Here is a 20,024-nt window from a genome sequence, read left to right as displayed (position 1 = left end):
TTCCTTAAGCTTGTTCTACGTCAAGAGCTGGAGCATGGGTTTTAACCTTTGCTTCAAACTCATGGCGGAAATATTTTAATGCGCCCATCAGTGGCTCCATCGCACCCGGTGCATGGGCACAGAAAGTCTTACCGATCCACAACTTTTTAGTGAGTTCAGATAGATGTTGAACGTCTTCCATCTTCCCTTTACCATCTTCAAGTGCTTTCAATGCTTTAACAGCCCAAGGCAGGCCATCACGACATGGTGTACAAAAACCACAAGATTCACGCGCAAAGAATTCTTCTAAATTACGAGTCGCTGAAACCATACATTGGGTTTCATCAACCACCATCAGCAAGCACGTTCCTAAACGAGAACCCGCTTTCATAATGCTTTCTGCATCCATTGGTAAATCAATGTGTTCAGCAGCCAAGAAGTCTGTCGATGCACCACCCGGTAGCCATGCTTTCAGGGTTAAACCATCACGCATACCACCCGCATGATCTTCAATCACTTCACGTGCAGTCGTACCAAATGGCAGTTCCCAAAGTCCAGGGAATTTCACTTTACCTGATGCACCGTAGATCTTAGTGCCTGGATCTTTAGACTTGTGCGCTGACAGGTTGATATACCATTCAGGACCACGCAGCATAATCGCTGGTAAGTTGTTATAGGTTTCAACGTTGTTGACAATCGTCGGACGCCCCCATGCCCCTGCAACTTGCGGGAATGGTGGTTTAGTACGTGGATTGGCACGACGACCTTCAAGCGAGTTAATCAATGCAGTTTCTTCACCACAGATATAACGTCCTGCGCCTGTGTGAACATGCATCTCAAAGTTCCAGCCAGTACCGAGGATATTTTCACCCAAGTAACCTTTGGCGCGGATTTGCGCTAATGCTTCATTTAAGTATTGAGCAGCTTCGACATACTCACCACGAATGAAGATATAACCATGTGTCGCTTCTAGGGTATAACCTGCGATCAGCATACCTTCAATCAATTGATGTGGAAGTTTTTCCATCAACAAACGGTCTTTAAAGGTACCCGGTTCCATTTCATCGGCATTACAGATCAAATAACGAGGGCCACCATCATTTGGTGCCATCAATGACCATTTAATTCCTGCTGGGAAACCTGCACCACCACGGCCTTTTACCGTTGCAGCTTTAATCACTTCAAGCACGTCTTTTGGTGGCATGCTCAAGGCTTTTTTAAAGCCTGCATAGCCTTCAAGTGCTTCGTACTCATCAGCAGCACGCACGTATTCTTGCTTACTCAAACGCCAAGTCAGTGGATGCGTTTCTGGGTTACCGTCGCCATAGATTGGTTTTGGTTCAGTATTCATACATACTTCTCCAATAACTGTTTGACCGATGACACGTCCACTAAACCGTGGGTATCTTCATCAATCATTAAAGTTGGACCTTTGTCACAGTTGCCTAAACAACAAATTGGCAGCAAGGTAAAACGACCATCTTCGGTGGTTTGTCCATACTGGATGCCCAGCTCACGCTGAAACGCCTCTGCCAAAGTTTCTGCACCCATCAAGAAACACGCAATCGAATCACACAATAAAATCACATGACGGCCAACAGGCTGGCGATAGATGCGGTTATAGAACGTTGCAACACCTTCTAAATCAGCCACACTCATGCTCAGCAATTGTGCAATCGCGTTCATTTGCGCATCATCTACCCAGCCATTACGGCGTTGTACGCACTTGAGCGCATCAAGTGATGCTGCACGTGGGTATGGATAGTGATCAATGTGATGTTCAATGTCATGGATTTCTTCAGCAGTCAAAATCCCTTCAACATTCACACGAGGTTTTTTATCAGTCAAAATCATCATTATCGTTTACCCCTAGCGATCCACGTCAGCCATAACCACGTCAATGGTTGCCAAATAGATGATCAAATCCGAGACCAAGCTACCATTAATCACTGAAGGCATTTGCTGTAAGTGAGTGAATGTCGGCGTACGGATACGGGTACGGTAACTCATGGTTGACTTATCTGAAGTCAAATAATAAGTACTCGCACCTTTCACCACTTCAGTCATAAACGATGACTCACCCGCAGGCATCACAGGACCCCATGACACGCTCAAGAAGTGCGTAATCAAGGTTTCAATATCTTGTAATGTCTTATCTTTTGGTGGTGGAACAGCCAATGGATGATCCGCTTTATATGGACCAGAAGGCATATTATCCAAGCACTGTTGAATAATTTTTAGTGACTCCGTAATCTCACGGAAGTGAACCAGTACGCGTGCGTAGGCATCACCTTCGTATTCCAGTGGAATATCAAAATCGAAGTTTTCATAACCACTGTATGGACGATATTTACGTACATCAAAATCAATACCTGTGGCACGTAAACCCGTACCAGTCACACCCCAAGCCAACGCAGATTTTGCATCGTATTGTGCAACATTGCGGGTACGACCGATAAATACCGAGTTTTTAAGCGCTGCGGTGTAGTACTCATTTAAACGTTTCGGCATCCACTCTAGCAACTCTTTAACAAGTTTTTGCCAGTTGTTTGGAAGGTCATGTGCTGTACCACCAATACGGAACCATGCTGGGTGCATACGGTAACCCGTGATTGCTTCAACGATGTCATAGACTTTTTGACGGTCTGCGAACATATAGAATACAGGGGTCATACCACCCGCATCCTGAATCGCCGTACCACAGAATAATAAGTGGTTATTGATACGGAACAATTCGTTCAACATGACCCGAATCACTTGAGCACGTTCAGGAACTTTGATGCCTGCCATTTGCTCTACAGCCATCACATAAGGCATGTTTTGCGCACAACCACCCAAGTAGTCAACACGATCGGTATAAGGGATAAATGAATGCCATGTTTGACGTTCAGCCATCTTTTCCACACCACGGTGGTGATAACCAATATCAGGTACACAGTCTTTCACTTCTTCACCGTCCAACTGTAGCACCACACGGAATGCACCGTGCGCAGATGGATGGTTAGGACCTAAGTTCAGGAACATGAAGTCTTCATCAGCGTTGCCGCGTGTTAGACCCCAGTCTTCGGGTACAAAGCGTAAGTGTTCTTGTTCGAAATCTTGCTTAGCTTGGTCTTGCATATACGGTGTATATTCTGTCGCTCGGGCAGAATATTCTTTGCGTAACGGATGACCTTCCCAATAGGTTGGTAGCAAAATACGACGCAGCATTGGATGCCCTTCGAAATTGATCCCGAACATATCGTACGCTTCACGCTCGTACCAGTTTGCATTTGGCCAAATATTGGTCGCTGTTGGAAGTTTTAAATCATTTTCATTCAAAGCCACTTTGATACGAATATCACTATTACGCTCAAGTGAAAGTAAATGGTAAAACACAGTGAAGTCAGATGCAGGTAAACCATCACGATGAACACGTAAACGCTCATCCATCGCTGATAAGTCAAACAGCATGACATAAGGACGTTCTACTTTACGTAAGAACATAAGGACTTCTTGCACGCGTGCGCGCTCAACCCAGACCGTTGGAAACTCTTCAAAAGTCGCCTGCACGTAGAAGTTCTCACCAAATTTGGTTTTGAGCTCTTCTACGATTGCAAATGCTGGGCGTGAATCAACTGGTGTTGACTCTGGCATAGCAATGTCAGTTTCAGCCATTGGCTTGGCTTCCTATTCAATACAAATTCTGGCAATTTTTTAGATGACCATATCCATCAGATATGTCAAAAACTCATCTTCAAAAATTATTTAATTTCATCCATAGAGCGCAAGTTTTTCACCGCAATACGTTCAGCATTTTTACGGTCGCGTTCTGGCATCATCTTTGGCTTATACACAGGCTGAAGATCATCACCAATTACGGCTGAAAGTGGGCGGCGCTCAAGTTGAATTTGGTCTTGTAATAACATTAAGGCTTGGATTAATGCTTCTGGACGCGGTGGACAACCTGGGATGTACACATCAACAGGAATAATTTTGTCTACACCTTGAACCACAGAATAGATGTCGTACATACCACCAGAGTTAGCACAAGCACCCATTGAAATGACCCATTTAGGCTCAAGCATTTGTTCATACAAGCGTTGAATTACAGGCGCCATTTTGACGAAGCACGTTCCTGCAACAATCATCAAATCGGCCTGACGCGGTGAAGCACGAATAACTTCTGCACCGAAACGAGATAAATCATGTACGCCCGTGAGTGTGGTTGCATACTCGACATAGCAGCAAGATGTACCAAAGTTAAATGGCCACAACGAGTTTTTACGCCCCCAGTTCACTGCGGTATGCAACACATCTTCAAGACGTGTCATCATCACACTTTTATTGACTTCTTCCTCAAGTGGATCAGTTACGATTTGACGATCTTGTAATGGATATTGATCGGCATCCGGATTCGCACGGGTTAAAGTATATTTCATCCCGACTTACTCCTGTTCAGATGATGAGGTAGTCGGTGTTTTAGACTTAACACGACCAGAAGACTGCGCTGGAATTTGACCAGTAGGATCAATAACTAATTCTTCAATGTTATTGAATCGAGTAATGTCAGCGATATTCATGTTTGGCGAACCAATCTTAGTTTTAATACCAGCCGCTTTACGACGATCTGAAGGTGCCCAATTAAGTCCACCTGTTGACAGTTCGTAAATCAAACCAATAAGTAACACTAAAATAAACACTGCGGCAGCGGTAAAACCAACCCAACCGACTTCACGCACAGAGGTTGCCCATGCATAGAGATAGAGGGCTTCTAAATCAAAAACCACAAAGAAAATCGCAACGAGATAGAACTTGGCTGACAAGCGAATACGAGCACCGCCCGCACTTACTACACCTGACTCAAACTGTTCTTGCTTGGCACGTCCCCAAGCTTTACCCCCAAGGAGTAAAGGAACGGTCAGCATAAAAACGCAAAGAAATGTAACGCCGATCACGAAGGCAATAATCGCCCAATCGTATGGAGTAATGGCACTCATGCGGGGATAACTCCTGGCAGGCCTATTTTTAACAAAGAATGTATGTATTGGCCTTCAAATACACCAAACACAAAATTAATTCCGCCAATTGTACCTGATTTCTAATTTCTCATGCTAGTTGAAGCGCTTTAGTCTTTCGGATGATTTTGTCCTTAAATTTACAGATATATCCTAGATCACTGTTAATTCACCCCTAGAAATCGAATTAACAAATCAAACATAGCATGTTAATCATTTTTTTCTTTATTTATGTACCAAAAACTATCGCGATCTGCTGTCCATGCTCGCAATTATTGCAGCTTGCACTAAATCATTGCATTAATACAAATTTATGATGAAAATTTAAACAAAATTTATATAATAGTGCGACCAAGATCCTGAAGGAAACGCGTCAGAATGGCTCAATCAAGAGTAGCATTAAAGCCGCTGTCGCTTTTCCAATTATTTTTAATATTTACGGGTGTGATTTTTTTGTGTTGCTTACTCGGTATTGCAACGCGACAACTCAACTTTCTTGCTTCGTTCTGGCCTGCCAATTCAGTGCTTTTAGGTTTACTGATTCGCTTTCCACAGACACGCCATCCGATCAGTTTTATTGGTGCGATTGTAGGTTATTTACTTGCTGATACATTACAAGATACACCATTCCTACTCAATGTTTGTCTAACCTCTGCCAACTTACTCTATGTGCTCACCACACTTGCCCTCTACATAAAATTTAACGCCTTTATTCGCTCAATGCATCAAGGCTATTTCTATTTATTTTTATTTAGTTTTTGCTGTATCGGTGGATTGTCGAGCTCATCATTTGCCGCAATGACGCTCCCCTACTTTAACACCAAATTTTCCCTAGATTCATTTGCGATTGATTTTGGCTACTGGTTTACCGCAGAAATTCAAAATGCTTTATTGCTGTTACCCGCAATACTCAGCGCCCCTCATCTGACCAAATTCAAACAACAACTCAAAGCATTTAAGACCCAAACTGTTGAAGAAAGCTTACCTGTATTCGCTGTGATTTTTTCTATTGCAATTGCTTACTACGATGCTGGTCCTGGCTCATTACTCTATCCTATTGCGCCATTGATTTGGTGTGCGCTGAGATACCCCCATTTTTCAGTGGCAATTATCACCTCAATAAGCTGTGCATTTATTATTCACCATGTTTCCCAAAACTATTTATTACTTTATCCAAACCAATATCTAAACAATACCATTTCAATTCGTCTTGGGCTGATTATGATGACCATTGCGCCACTAACGGTGTCGAGCATTAACATGGTGCGATCCAATCTCATTCAAGAGCTACAACACACCATTGCCCACGATGAATTGACCTCAAGTTTGACACGGCGACAATTTCTTCAATCCGTACAACTACTACAACAAGCAACAAGCTCAGCACAAACGACGGCTTTTCTCATGTTAGATATTGATCATTTTAAACAGGTCAATGATAACTATGGTCATCAGATCGGAGACCATGCATTACAGAGCTGTGTTCAGACCATTCAATCCCTTTTAAGACCCAATGATCTACTTGGACGCTTAGGGGGTGAAGAGTTCGCCGTTTTTATGACAGATATCAGCCCCCAAGCAGCTTATGATTGTGCTGAGCAGATTCGCCAAAGAATGAGCCAAACCCCGATCAAGTTAGATCAACAACAACATTTCTTTATTCAGCTCAGTATCGGTCTATATATTTGTACAGCAGAAAACCAACATTCAATTGAGTATTTATTTAAACAAGCGGACGATGCGCTCTATCAAGCCAAGCGACAAGGAAGAAACCAAGTTGTCATTTCGACATAATATGTTGCAATTCAGCCACATGCTTTAATTAACTTTATACACTATTTGATAAAGACATCGGTATTCTGAAAAGAGAAAACAAGGAGAAAAAATATGCATCTAAAATTCGCACACGACTCAGATTATTTCTTTTTTTCACAATTACTCATGCGCCATATTGAGAACTACGTCCGAAAACATCCAGATGCAGATAACGCAATTTTCGATTTAAGGGATATTTACGAAGTATTTAGAGAAGATTTTGCGTCAACCACAACAAATCTTGAAGGAATTCTTAATATTGCAGATGCTTATCGAGTAGAAACCATAAATGGAGATGAACGACTCATCCAAAGCTATAAAATCGACGTTAAAAACAATTCGTTGTTGGTTGATTTTAATAAAGATGCCTTACAAAGTTTAAAATCAGGTCGCCCCTTAATCGAACCTGACTCCTCTCTACAGGAATAGATCAACGCTGTACATTTCAAATGCATACGATAAAGCCAAAGCAAATTACGCTTTGGCTTTTTGTTATAACCCATCGTCTATATTTAAGAGTATTACTTATTATTTCTTTAACACTTGCTTATAACGCTTAGCAGGCCACGTCATCGTAAAACGTGCTCCCCCTAAGTTTGGGCTTTGATCAACAAGAATATCACCACCAAACCAGTACGCAATACGACTCACAATCGATAGGCCTAAACCGTAACCACCAGAAGCACGGGTGCGGCTATCATCTAAACGTGCAAAAGCCTCAAAGATTCGTGCTCGTTCTTGCTCAGGGATACCCGGACCATCATCCTCCACACAAACGTAAGCATGACCATCTTCACGAACCCCACCACTAATACGCACCTTGTGATCACAATAACGCACTGCATTTCCAACGAGGTTCTGCACCACACGATGTAAATAACGACGTTCAGCATCTACTTTTAGCACTAACGATGGTGCAATCAACTCAATTTCTTTTTGGGTTTTGAGTGCTTCCGTTTCCATTGCCACCTGATCAAGCACTTCAACCAGTATAATCTCCTCAAAATCTAAGGATGGTGTACCCTGTTCAAGTTTGGCATAAGTCATAATCTCATCGATCAGGGTATTCAGTGCTTCGATATCCTTATCAATCATATCAACTTGCTGAATACGATAATTATAATCATCTTCCTCAGCCAACATTTCCATCCCAAAACGAATTCGCGCCACGGGTGTTCTAAGCTCATGCGAGACCGCTCGCATTAATTCTCGTTGTGCTTCGATCAAACGCTGGATATGGTCTGACATATTATTATAACTGGATGCCAAGTTTGCCATTTCATCCGTACCTTCAATCGGTACACGCAGGGACAAATCACCCGACTTCATCTTATTCAAAGCATGGCGTACCTGACGAATTTTGCGCTCTAAAGGCAAAATCAATCCATACACACCTAAACTCAATAAGAATAAGCTAAATAGGGTAATACCTGCTGAAAGCTGAAAAGGCATCCAATTAAACATTGGCACTGGACCCAGTAGCAAAACGCGTGCTGGGTGATTTGGCATCGGTGAAACAATCGAAATGGTTGTGCCCCGTATGCTGGCACTGTCTTTATACAACAACACACTTTGATCTTGACGCAACCGACCAATCTGTTCTGAGTCTAAGTTAATGTCTCGAATATCTAAAATTTCTATTGGATAATAAAAGTGCTCTTTAATTTTCTCTAAATACTCCCGCTCCTGCCCTGGATAAAAAATCAAATAATCCAAAACAAAAATAGGCAGCGCCTTCATTTGACGTTCGCCAAGTTTATCGACTTTTATATAGAGGAAATGCTGTGGATCATCTTTCAGACCAATAATGATATAACCGACGCCATTATTTGCATCATAACGAACCACCGACTTTTGCTCAGCGATACGTTTCTTTTCAGTTCGAGAAAGTTCGACTCGCGCTGCATCTACATAATAGATGGGCAATTCCAACAAGTCGGATGCATCGGAAATCCAATCTAATTTTTGTTGTTTTTCTGGTTGACGAGATACCCCCTCACTAATTACGTAGGAAATACCATCCGTGAGAGACTCACGATATTCTTGCGCACGTTGATAGTTAATGATTTGTACCAGCAAATAACAAAATGCGGCAACAACAACCACCAAAACGACCAATCCAGCATAAATTCGCAAGAATATGCTGTTCTTCAGTACTCGACTCACCATAAGGGAAATGATTCCAAGTTATTCAACAACTTCTCCTTGTCAAAAAAGAGAAACCCTCCCTTATTAAAAGAGGAGGGGCTGAATTTTACATCCCATTGGTTTCTTTAACGAATAAGTACCCTTTACTACGTACCGTTTTAATACGTTTCGGGTTTTCTGGATCATCACCAATTTTTGGACGAATACGAGAAATACGAACATCAATTGAACGGTCTTGACCATCGTACTCAATACCACGTAGGCGCTCAAAAATATCTTCACGAGACAAGATACGACCTGCATTCGATGCCAACAACCACAATAGATCATATTCAGCACTAGTGAAATCAACCAACTCACCATTTAAGGTCACTGAACGACCACCATTATCAATCACAAGATCGTCAAACTCGATACGTTGTGCAACTTCATCTTCAACCGTTTTGTCGGTACGACGCAACAAAGCACGGATACGAGCCAATAACACACGTGGTTGAACAGGCTTAGCAACGTAATCATCCGCACCCATTTCTAGGCCAAGGACTTGGTCCATATCTTCAGTACGCGCTGTCAACATCAAAATCGGTTGATGATAATGAGGTCGCACTTCTCGACAAACAGTTAAACCGTCCGCGCCTGGCAACATCACGTCCAGCACAACTAAATCTGGTTGTTCACTGATAATGCGACGAATCGCACGATTACCATCAGTTTCAACCCCAACTTCTAGACCGTTACGGATCAAATACTCTTGTGTTAAGCGTGCTAAACGCTCATCATCTTCTACGATTAAAATTTTCGGTAACTTTTCTTCTTGGCTCATTTGTTTGCCCCTAAAATTTGGCATATACATTGGTTCATGTTTTGCAATATACACACGTTTACATTGTAAACAAGTAGCCGTTCACCAAACTGATACACGCCTACCCCATTTTGTTATAATTTTATTAAAATTATGAATTTTAATGGCTTTTTCGGCTTTTCACACATCCTTTAAATAAAATGAATAATAAGTATAAATTTTGTGCCAATGTTAAACAATTTGTTTCTTAGTTGGTCAAAAAGAATTTAAGTGCTTGTTTTTTGAGTTATCCACAGAGTTATCTATACGGCTTTGTGAAGGGCTTTGGTATGCTATGTGTCTGTGAAATCAGTAGTTAAAACATGAAAAAAACTTTAGTAAAATGTCAATATTGATCTACTGCTAAAAATACCGTATCTTGTGTTTAAAATAAACTTTAACCACTAAGTCTTGTGTTTATCCCTCAAACATCGTGGCATACTTTTTGCTCGATTCAAACGGTCTATGAACATAAAAATATAGATGATAATGGAGCTATGCTGACATGAGCATCATCACTTCTACTCCCGGCCAACTTCAGGTTATTAAGCGCACTGGTGAAATTGCGACTTTTAATGCTGAAAAAATCTCTGTTGCGATTGGGAAAGCTTTTTTAGCAGTTGAAGGTCAACAAGGTGCTGACTCTAGTCGCATCCATGACCGCATCACACAACTAACCGAGATGGTTCTTAATACATTTAATCGTCGCTTACCATCGGGTGGCACGATTCATATCGAAGAAATTCAAGATCAAGTTGAATTGGCATTGATGCGTACAGGCGAGCAAAAAGTTGCACGCGCGTATGTCATCTATCGCGATCAACGTGCCACTGCTCGCCAACAAACTGGGGCAAATCACCATCCAACACTTCAAATCATTGATGCCAAGGGACAACTGCAACCATTAGACTTGGATGCATTGACCACCACGATCGAAACTGCAAGTGCAGGTTTGGAAGGCATTGATGTACAAGCCATTGTCGATGAAACTGTTAAGAACTTATATAACGGTGTCAAAGAGAGTGATATTGCTACCACTATGATGATGGCAACACGTACTCGTATTGAACAAGAACCGAACTACACCTATGTAACGGCACGTTTGTTATGTAATGAGTTGGTCAGCACAGGCTTAGTATTCTTAGGTTTACCAACCGATACGTCGGAAGGTGATGCTTTAGAAACATTCTTAAAGAAAGGGATTGAGCTAGATCTTTTATCGCCTAATCTTCTTGATTTTGACCTTGCTAAATTGGCAGCCGCGATTCAACCTGAACGCTCAAACCAGTTTACTTATTTAGGTCTACAAACTTTATTTGACCGTTACTTTATCCATTCAAATGGCGTGCGTTTTGAATTACCACAATTATTCTTTATGCGTGTGTCGATGGGTCTTGCAGTCAGTGAAGAAAATAAAGAAGACCGTGCAATTGAGTTCTACAACTTACTGTCTAGCTTCGACTACATGGCATCTACGCCTACCCTATTTAACTCAGGTACATTACGTCCACAACTCTCAAGCTGTTACTTAACCACCATTGGCGATGACTTGTATGACATTTATGGTGCAATGCGTGACAACGCAATGTTATCAAAATGGGCGGGCGGTTTAGGCAATGACTGGACACCTGTTCGTGCTTTGAACTCATATATCAAAGGTACCAATGGTAAATCTCAGGGTGTGGTTCCATTCCTGAAAGTTGCCAACGATACCGCTGTAGCAGTTAACCAAGGTGGTAAGCGTAAAGGTGCAGTCTGTGCGTACTTAGAAACGTGGCACTTGGATATTGAAGAATTCCTAGAACTACGTAAGAACACAGGTGATGATCGTCGTCGTACTCACGACATGAACACTGCAAACTGGGTTCCAGATTTATTTATGCAGCGTGTATTTGAAGATGGGGATTGGACATTATTCACTCCTTCTGAAACACCAGATTTGCATGACTTGACGGGCGCTGCCTTTGCTGAGCGTTATGCTTACTACGAAGGCATTGCTAAAGAAAGCAATATGCTTCATAAGAAAATCCGTGCGAAAGACTTATGGCGCAAAATGCTTTCTATGTTATTTGAAACTGGTCATCCTTGGATCACATTCAAAGACGTATGTAACTTACGCTCACCACAACAACACGTTGGCGTAGTGCACTCATCAAACTTGTGTACAGAAATCACCTTAAATACTAGCCAAGATGAAATCGCGGTATGTAACTTAGGTTCGATTAACCTCGTAGAACACGTTAAAGGTGGTGTGCTCGATCGCGAGAAACTTGCTCGTACCATTAAAACTGCAGTTCGTATGCTCGATAACGTGATCGACATTAACTACTATGCAGTTCCACAAGCGAAGAACTCGAACTTGAAGCACCGCCCTGTCGGTATGGGTATCATGGGCTTCCAAGATGCACTTTATGAAATGGGCATCGCTTATGGTTCTGATGCAGCAGTTGATTTTGCTGATGAATCAATGGAAGTGATTAGCTACTATGCAATCCAAACTTCGAGTGATTTGGCTGTTGAACGTGGTGTGTATACAACATTTAAAGGTTCATTGTGGGATCAAGGTATCCTTCCAATCGACTCTTTAGACCTTGTTGCGAAAACTCGTCCAGAGCGTATGTTTGAAGTTGACCGTACTCAACGTTTGGACTGGGACACATTACGTGCCAAAGTTCAAAAAGATGGTATGCGTAACTCGAATGTGATGGCGATTGCACCAACGGCAACCATTTCAAATATTTGTGGCGTGTCTCAATCTATTGAGCCAACATTCCAAAACTTATATGTGAAATCAAACCTTTCTGGTGAATTCACTGTGATCAACCCATACCTCGTTCGTGCATTAAAAGAACGTGGTCTGTGGGATACCGTGATGGTCAATGATCTGAAACACTTTGAAGGCTCTGTACAAAAAATTGCGCGTATTCCTGAAGAATTGAAAGCAATCTTTGCGACTGCATTTGAAGTGGATACACGTTGGATCGTTGATGCTGCTTCTCGTCGTCAAAAATGGATCGATCAAGCACAATCATTGAACCTTTATATCGCTGGTGCAAATGGTAAGAAGCTTGACATCACCTATAAAATGGCATGGTTACGTGGTCTGAAAACGACTTATTACCTCCGAGCTTTGGGTGCAACCTCTGCTGAGAAATCAACGATTAATACGGGTGCACTCAATGCAGTGAAACCAGCATCGGCTGAAGCTCCTGTTGTTGCAGCACAAGCTGTAGAAGATAAGAAGCCAGAAGCTAAAGTTGAAGAAGACGGTTTTACCACTGCGGCTCCAGTGCCAATGGCGTGTTCAATCGACAACCCAGACTGTGAAGCTTGTCAGTAAAATTCTCCTAAATCCCCCTTTTCAAAAGAGGGACTTAACTAGAAGGCAGAGATTATGTTCAATTTGAGCCATAACTATATGTTAGGACTTGCTGTTCTGATCTTTGCTTTTATTTTCTTTTATGTGCCCATGGTTTATGCATTTTTAGCCATTCGCAAACAACAAAAGCAGCGAAATGATCAATAGGATGTTGAGATGACGCTTCAACAAGATTTAGCATTACATGCTAATGCGAGATTAGTACAGGTTTATATTGATCGAATGGTCTTAATATATCCTGAGAAATCTCAGCAAATTACCATGTCTGCTCAATTTTCTCATCCTCGTTCGTCATTAGGCGATTATTTTGTTGCAGAGAGTTTAGTAAGTAATTTAGTACACCAAACAATTTCTAATGCGGTGACCGTTCCTTATCTTTTCATTCAGATCATGGAGCGAACCGAGGCTGGCTTAACATTAGTAGAGATTCGTGCTTGGCAAGAATTAGGATTAAGTAGTGGCGCTAGAGTTGTCGCTATTTATGATGAAATGGGAAACTCCTTAACATCTGACAATTTAGCTTTAGCACAAAAAGCTCAAACCAAATTATATATATGGATTGTGGTCTTCATTGTTATAAGCCTTACTTTGTATCTTTATCAAAGTTGAAGGCCTCTAACAACTGTAATACGCATCAATTAAGATTAAAGAGAGAACGCAAATGTCTATCCTAAGTTGGGACGATTTTGAAGATGATTCGCAAAAACCGACTACACATGAACACAAGTCTGCGCCCATCGAACCGAAAAAAACGGTTGATACGCAGATGGTATCTAATGCAGAGCCTGCATCGCCGAGCGTGGCAGTTACACAACCCGCTGGAACCAGTGCCATCCGATCAACAAATCCCACCGATTCGTTGGCTCGAGCATCTGAAGCCTTAGAACATCTCGATGTTGCACCAGGTTTAGAAGAACTTGAGATGGGTGCACAGCGTGTTCAAGTTGATGATAAAGCGATGATCAACTGCCGTGCAGATTTGAACCAGCTCGTTCCATTTAAATACGAATGGGCTTGGCAGAAGTATTTAGACGGATGTGCCAACCACTGGATGCCACAAGAAGTCAACATGAACCATGATATCGCACTTTGGAAGTCTGAAAATGGCTTAACCGAAGATGAGCGTACCATCATCATGCGTTCTTTAGGTTTCTTTTCAACGGCAGATTCATTGGTTGCAAACAACTTGGTCTTGGCGATTTACCGTCATATTACCAACCCTGAATGCCGCCAATATATCTTGCGTCAAGCATTTGAAGAAGCGATTCATACCCATGCGTATCAATACTGTATTGAATCTTTGGGTATGGATGAAGGCGAAGTCTTCAACATGTATCGTGAAGTCCCAAGTGTGGCACGTAAAGCAGCATGGGGTTTGAAATATACACAATCGTTGAGTGACCCGACTTTCCACACAGGTACACCTGAAAACGATCAAATATTATTGCGTAACTTGATCGCATTCTATTGTGTTCTTGAAGGTATCTTCTTCTACTGTGGTTTCAGTCAGATTTTGTCTATGGGTCGCCGTAATAAGATGAATGGTGTTGCTGAGCAATTCCAATACATCTTGCGTGATGAGTCTATGCACTTGAACTTTGGTATCGATATGATTAACCAAATCAAGATCGAGAACCCACAATTGTGGACGGCTGAATTCCAACAAGAAGTCATTCAAATGATTCTTGAAGGCACCATGCTTGAAATCGAATATGCACGTGACACGATGCCACGCGGTGTATTGGGTATGAACGCAGCAATGATGGAAGAATACTTAAAGTTCATCTGTAACCGTCGTTTATCTCAACTTGGTTTACCTGAGCAATTTGCTGGCGTGACCAATCCATTCCAGTGGATGTCAGAAATGATGGACTTGCGTAAAGAGAAGAATTTCTTCGAGACGCGCGTAACAGACTACCAAACTGGTGGTGCGTTAAGCTGGTAAGTTGAATCGTCACGCGACACATAAGTTGTCATTTGCGACGCATAAAATGTCATTGAGCGACACATAAGTTGTCATTAATAAAAAATCCGATTTTTTGATCGGATTTTTTATTTTGTAGATTTCGGAATACTTTAGATTTATAACGCAAATAGATGAAATTTATTTCTATGATATTGAGTTAACATATCTTGTGAAAACCAACTTGGTAAATCATTTACGAGACTACCTTCTAAAGGGAGATGAGGATAAAAATTTTCTACAATAAAAGCCATAAACTTTCTTAAGCAAAGTGGACCTTTTACAGGAATTCGACAGTCTTCTATACTAATATGCAAATGGACATCAGGATGCTTGTCCTTTCTATCAGATGGCATCATGTCATAATCAAAACGAATAGAGCTGCGTTGATAGAAACTATCTAAATTAATCGGATAGCTAGGCTCTGGATCAGTCAGATACTCTTCTAATAAACTACTATTAGTATTCAAAGATTCATGAATTTTGAATACTATTTCATCTATGTCTTGCACATTAACAAGATTGATAGGAGATGGAAACCAACCTAAACGATGTCCAATAATTTCATTTCTTTTTATCTTATAAGAAATCTGCAAGATCGATCCATCATATAGAACCATTGTATATTGAGAACATTTTAATAAAGTTAAATATTCAGACAGAGTAGAAAATTCATTTTGTTTGAGAGCTGCCCCTTCCTCTTTCCAAGTTATCAAACTACGGCCCTCACCGTTTTGTTTAACAACTGTATTATTTGAAGCAAGTGCTAAACCAGCTTTCTCCCATTCATAGCAAAGTTTATTAATATGGGCTGCCATGGCGTCGGGTCTAATTGATGACATACTTAACCCCCAAAAATTTTTCTTAGATCTTCTGGCACATCATCAATCGTCAATTCGCCTCTCTCTAACATATTCTTAATTTGCTTAATAACCTCGAATCCATTTACTAATTCTTTTCGTTCATCTTCAGTTTTATCACCATATGCTTGATCTAATTGGTCGATTGAAGTGCTATTAGGATATTGGAATGATAACTTAAAATTATTTTCTAATAATTTAAGATATTCCGCCTCTAATGCTTCCATTAAAGAGCCAATACCACAAACCCGTAACCAAGCTTTAGTACGAGTAATAGCCGTAAATAAAGAGTTTCTTTTTTTACCTAACTCATAACCACTCTGATAATAATGAGAGTTCATTACATATACCATTGCGGCTTCATTCCCTTTTGCACGATGGATATGAGTAATTGCAATAGAATCATCCTTAAAGACAATATCTTTACTTACCCCCTTAGAGCCAATAATATGACTATCAATTCCTAAGCATCTTAATTCATATGTTAAATGAGCCGCTTGTCTCGATAAAGTATATGGAACTGGATATATAACCAAAATATCACTAGCATCAAGTTCTTGATTTTCAATATTATACTTAATTTGTTGAGCGACCCATTTTGCTTGTTCCTCCTCAGAATTAAATCTATTAAGAGATAAAGCAGTTTCAGGATCCATCAAGTTATCAAAATAATCAGGTGTCCGTGCCTTTGACCTTTGTAAAGTGACCCCCTGACCTAATCTTAGATCCCCTCCTACTCGTTCAAATCCAATATTTTCCCAAAACAAAGGTTCCCTAAACATTCTGACTAACCCCTCCTCTCGATAAATACCAAGTCCTACAGATAAAGCAAATGTCAAGGTCCAAGGTGGATTTCTATAACATATAGGCAACATTACATCTTGTTGAGCTTTATCTTCATCATTGTGGAGAGTTACTAGTGGAATACCTTGGCTATCTAATCCAAATAATTGTTCAGGTGGTAACATGATATGTTCACCTAAGTTTTGTAATTCATCATATGCCCAAACAACTCTTTTAGGCTCTTTAGTAAATTTATAAACAAGTTTAAAAAATTCTTCTGGAAAGTCTTGGGCTTCATCTATCAGAACATAATCAAAAATAGGAGAAACTTCTAAAGTTTCAGCATATTTTAGCAATTCCGCACAAGCCCCTTTAAATGCAGTTTCACGACCATACTTAGTTTCAGCAGAATTGAAATTTAGAAGAGGATAATTTAGATATTTACAAATTTCTGAATAAACACCTTTTTCATATTCTCCCCCCCAAGCATGTTGAATTGTTAAATAATCAAAATCAGGTTCATCTTTTTTATGCTCAAAATAAAATTTACTTATTAATTTTTCGAATTGTTGATATAACGTTCTACTTTGGAAAGTAACTACTATTCTCTTATCTGACTCATATGCATGAAGATATGCTGCTTTCATTGCTAAAATAATGGTTTTTCCTGAACCAGCCAAACCTCGTATTCTTTGAGGTTTATCAGGACTTTCAATTGCTGCTTTTTTCTGCCAAGAATCCAAATTGGCAATTTCCTTCTCAATTTTTTTCATTACCCCACCAAAAGAATCATCTCTCTGGACCTTGGTTCTTTTCTTGATAGGTTTAAGAACTTCTGTTTTTTGTATAGCAGCATTGATAAGTTTAAAAGTATTTTCTTCAAGAGAATCAAATTCTTTTATCACTGAAATAACATCTTCTAAAGTAACAAAAGATTCCTCGTCATGACTTTCGCGTCTTAAAGATAGAATTTCTATATCAAAGATTAATTTACGACGATTTATTAATTCTTTTTGCGATAAAAATTTTTGTAAAGTTCCTCTATATAATTCATCTTGGTAAGTAAAAACTTCCTCTTCGTCATCTACATTAAAAGTAGTTAAATCAAATACAACAACACCGTGCTCTTTAGTAACTAACAAAGCATCAGTTAAGAAAGCATCATCTCCTGATTCAAACATGGGATAACCAATATACAAAGTTCCTTCCACACCATCAAATGATGAAAAACATTGAACCAGTTGATCTATTGCGGCAGGATTAACTTTCTTACCAAAAACAAAATCTATCATTATATTTCTCTAACATCAAAGCAATGCCTAATAGTAATTAATCTTAAGGAAATTCATTTTAAATTCAATGGTTTTTAAAAATATAAATTAAGAAGAAGAAAATTACTAAGTCACTTATTTATGATAAAAATCTGTGTTTTTTAAGAGTAATTAGCTTAGATAACTTAAAAATATTGCTATATTCTCATCTAGAGCATTTATCCAGTCACATAACTCAATCACATCAATACGTCTTTCTAAAATTTCAATTTTCGAAACATAAGATTGTGGTTTGTTCAAACGACGCGCAAGATCAACCTGAGTCACATTTTTAGACTCGCGAAGTTCTATAAGTTTCTTGATTAGGTCTTGATACCTAGGATCATGTATTGAGCGCATGGCTCAATATCAGTTACTATTCAAAATATCCCAAAATAGGATATTAGAGAATTAGAATGATGTTTAAGATTAAAAATTTACCAATAATTCTATGTGTTATGATCTTGGCGTCTTGTACAACAAAATTTCAAGATACAGGTACATCTATAACTGTGAACCAAATGTTAACCAATGAATGGCATATGCAATCTTATGACCCTTCAAAACCAGTCATGATCGATAATGAATTTGAAATGAGGGTATCTACCTACTCATCCCCTTTTTTTATTCATCAACAATGGGTGGAGCAATTAGCATCACCTTATAAAAAGCTACAAGGTCTATGCCGCAGACAAAATGGGCAATTTACTTATCTAGGTGATAATAACTCAGTAATGATAAATGCTGGATTAGTAAAAAATGGACAACCATTACCACCACCGGACCGTTTAACAACTGAAGTACTGACACAGATCCGCAACTCTAAATGGATTGGTGACTATTCTTGTTCAAGTAGTACAGAGAACTGGAAGGTTTCTATCAAAGCAACAAACTGGAGAGCAAGAAATGATGGAACAAATGCTTGGCGTTATATAACCACAACAACAAAAATTTCTATAAATCAAAAACATTAGATCGATACCTATACTTTTGATCTAATGAGCTTTAAGAGTATAGATATTGATCAACATATCAATTGACTATCTTTATGAACTAAAAAAACTCCCTTTTTTTAAAAAGAGGGAGAAAATTCTTTTATAAGTTTAAGCCCACGCTTACCATCTAGAATATCAAATAGAAAATTAGTGTACATTTTTTTACTGATTCCCTTCCCCTTTAAATCAATAATATTTTCATCTTCAGCCGCTAATAAAATATAATTCAACTTACTAGATTTATCACAAAACTCCTCAACATCATTACTATCAAAGTTTTTTGTTTTACGTGGAAGAATAGAAAAAACATATAGATAAATTAAAAATGCCAATCCATACTTAAAATGTACTAAAGGCAAAAATACACACATTACCAATAATATTCTATAAATTGAACGCCCTATCCTTAAAGCGATTTCCTTTTGATTTTGATCAACCGCAATCCTTAAAAAGATGATCAATGCAGCCAATGCATCTAAATTTTCCAGTCGCTCTATTCTTCTTAAATTTTTTGTTATATGTAAAACAGGGATTAATTCATTTTTATCATTTGCTGATTTAAAAATAATTCTTCGTACATCCCAAGAAAGTTGATTTACGCCATCTTCCATGAACCATTTCAATGGTTTACGTCCTCTAATGACCTCCCACAAAACATGATTAATAATCCTAGCGGCCCCTTTTACATGTTGATCGGCTTTGCTTATAAGCTCTTTTCCAGGCGTATGCTTTCCTCTTCTATATTTTGCCCACCTAATATGATTATTAATATCTTTCTCCTCATCTTTCCCGAAAACTTCAGGTTCAATAAACTTTGCTATCTCATAGTTTGTACTATTTAAAAATTTTGCTTCTATATATGCATACCAAATGGCTGTACGAATAACATCAAGCCAATCTCTTCTTATCCTAGTTTTTATTTTTTTCACTTGCATGTTGTAGCGACCTCAACGC

General features: G+C 39.6%; 18 protein-coding genes. 7 read left to right on the top strand and 11 right to left on the bottom strand.

Features of this window, described 5'->3' with window-relative positions:
* Positions 1-4: 4 nt before the first annotated feature.
* The 5 genes from nuoF to MMP72_RS06620 form a co-directional block, all read right to left on the bottom strand.
* Positions 5-1,330: an NADH-quinone oxidoreductase subunit NuoF gene (gene nuoF / locus MMP72_RS06640; protein ID WP_241315703.1), complete on the bottom strand. Its 1,326-nt coding sequence runs from the start codon at positions 1,328-1,330 to the stop codon at positions 5-7.
* Complete coding sequence (gene nuoE, locus MMP72_RS06635) at positions 1,327-1,836, bottom strand: NADH-quinone oxidoreductase subunit NuoE (protein WP_241315701.1); 510 nt, start codon at positions 1,834-1,836, stop codon at positions 1,327-1,329. Before nuoE ends, nuoF begins: the two co-directional genes overlap by 4 nt.
* Before the next feature lie 12 nt (positions 1,837-1,848).
* A complete protein-coding gene (nuoC, locus tag MMP72_RS06630; RefSeq protein WP_241315699.1) occupies positions 1,849-3,636 on the bottom strand; it encodes an NADH-quinone oxidoreductase subunit C/D in 1,788 nt (595 codons plus the stop codon).
* A gap of 86 nt (positions 3,637-3,722) precedes the next feature.
* Complete coding sequence (locus MMP72_RS06625) at positions 3,723-4,400, bottom strand: NADH-quinone oxidoreductase subunit B (protein ID WP_004638049.1); 678 nt, start codon at positions 4,398-4,400, stop codon at positions 3,723-3,725.
* 6 nt (positions 4,401-4,406) lie between these two features.
* The gene (locus MMP72_RS06620; protein ID WP_241315697.1) at positions 4,407-4,958 is read right to left on the bottom strand and encodes an NADH-quinone oxidoreductase subunit A; all 552 of its coding nucleotides are present in this window, start codon (positions 4,956-4,958) and stop codon (positions 4,407-4,409) included.
* 396 nt (positions 4,959-5,354) lie between these two features.
* On the opposite strand from MMP72_RS06620, the gene MMP72_RS06615 reads away from it, so the two are divergent.
* Entirely contained in the window at positions 5,355-6,770 is a 1,416-nt protein-coding gene (locus MMP72_RS06615; protein WP_241315695.1) for a diguanylate cyclase, read from the top strand.
* 93 nt (positions 6,771-6,863) lie between these two features.
* Positions 6,864-7,220, top strand: a complete 357-nt coding sequence (locus tag MMP72_RS06610) for a hypothetical protein (protein ID WP_241315693.1) — start codon at positions 6,864-6,866, stop codon at positions 7,218-7,220.
* 99 nt (positions 7,221-7,319) lie between these two features.
* On the opposite strand, the gene bfmS is transcribed toward MMP72_RS06610, so the two are convergent.
* Both bfmS and bfmR read right to left on the bottom strand, forming a co-directional pair.
* Entirely contained in the window at positions 7,320-8,960 is a 1,641-nt protein-coding gene (gene bfmS / locus MMP72_RS06605; protein ID WP_241315691.1) for a sensor histidine kinase BfmS, read from the bottom strand.
* Between the two features lie 85 nt (positions 8,961-9,045).
* Positions 9,046-9,762 (bottom strand): response regulator transcription factor BfmR, encoded by a 717-nt coding sequence (bfmR, locus tag MMP72_RS06600; protein ID WP_004669852.1) that lies wholly within the window; start codon positions 9,760-9,762, stop codon positions 9,046-9,048.
* A gap of 523 nt (positions 9,763-10,285) precedes the next feature.
* Here bfmR and MMP72_RS06595 point away from each other — a divergent pair.
* Genes MMP72_RS06595 through MMP72_RS06580 form a run of 4 tightly spaced genes read left to right on the top strand, consistent with a single transcriptional unit; the run spans position 10,286 to position 15,104 of the window.
* Positions 10,286-13,120 (top strand): ribonucleoside-diphosphate reductase subunit alpha, encoded by a 2,835-nt coding sequence (locus MMP72_RS06595; RefSeq protein ID WP_241315689.1) that lies wholly within the window; start codon positions 10,286-10,288, stop codon positions 13,118-13,120.
* A 54-nt stretch (positions 13,121-13,174) separates the two neighbouring features.
* Positions 13,175-13,306, top strand: coding sequence for a preprotein translocase subunit YajC (locus tag MMP72_RS06590; RefSeq protein ID WP_121930097.1), 132 nt, complete (start codon positions 13,175-13,177; stop codon positions 13,304-13,306).
* Between the two features lie 9 nt (positions 13,307-13,315).
* A complete protein-coding gene (locus MMP72_RS06585) occupies positions 13,316-13,768 on the top strand; it encodes a hypothetical protein (protein ID WP_241315687.1) in 453 nt (150 codons plus the stop codon).
* Between the two features lie 52 nt (positions 13,769-13,820).
* Entirely contained in the window at positions 13,821-15,104 is a 1,284-nt protein-coding gene (locus MMP72_RS06580; protein ID WP_241315686.1) for a ribonucleotide-diphosphate reductase subunit beta, read from the top strand.
* Between the two features lie 137 nt (positions 15,105-15,241).
* On the opposite strand, the gene MMP72_RS06575 is transcribed toward MMP72_RS06580, so the two are convergent.
* The 3 genes from MMP72_RS06575 to MMP72_RS06565 form a co-directional block, all read right to left on the bottom strand.
* Positions 15,242-15,964: a DUF2290 domain-containing protein gene (locus MMP72_RS06575; RefSeq protein ID WP_241315684.1), complete on the bottom strand. Its 723-nt coding sequence runs from the start codon at positions 15,962-15,964 to the stop codon at positions 15,242-15,244.
* A gap of 2 nt (positions 15,965-15,966) precedes the next feature.
* A complete protein-coding gene (locus MMP72_RS06570) occupies positions 15,967-18,057 on the bottom strand; it encodes an ATP-binding domain-containing protein (protein WP_241315682.1) in 2,091 nt (696 codons plus the stop codon).
* Between the two features lie 150 nt (positions 18,058-18,207).
* A complete protein-coding gene (locus MMP72_RS06565; RefSeq protein WP_241315679.1) occupies positions 18,208-18,435 on the bottom strand; it encodes a helix-turn-helix transcriptional regulator in 228 nt (75 codons plus the stop codon).
* A 56-nt stretch (positions 18,436-18,491) separates the two neighbouring features.
* Here MMP72_RS06565 and MMP72_RS06560 point away from each other — a divergent pair, with 56 nt between their 5' ends.
* Positions 18,492-19,049, top strand: a complete 558-nt coding sequence (locus MMP72_RS06560; RefSeq protein WP_241315677.1) for a hypothetical protein — start codon at positions 18,492-18,494, stop codon at positions 19,047-19,049.
* Between the two features lie 98 nt (positions 19,050-19,147).
* Here MMP72_RS06560 and MMP72_RS06555 read toward each other — a convergent pair whose 3' ends face one another.
* Positions 19,148-20,005, bottom strand: coding sequence for a hypothetical protein (locus MMP72_RS06555; RefSeq protein WP_241315675.1), 858 nt, complete (start codon positions 20,003-20,005; stop codon positions 19,148-19,150).
* Positions 20,006-20,024 lie beyond the last annotated feature (19 nt).

The organism is Acinetobacter sp. NIPH 2699, from assembly GCF_022549355.1.
In the GTDB taxonomy this organism is placed as follows: Bacteria; Pseudomonadota; Gammaproteobacteria; order Pseudomonadales; family Moraxellaceae; genus Acinetobacter.
The sequence above is the reverse complement of the archived record's forward strand: the minus strand, read 5'-3'. Positions and strand labels throughout refer to the sequence as shown.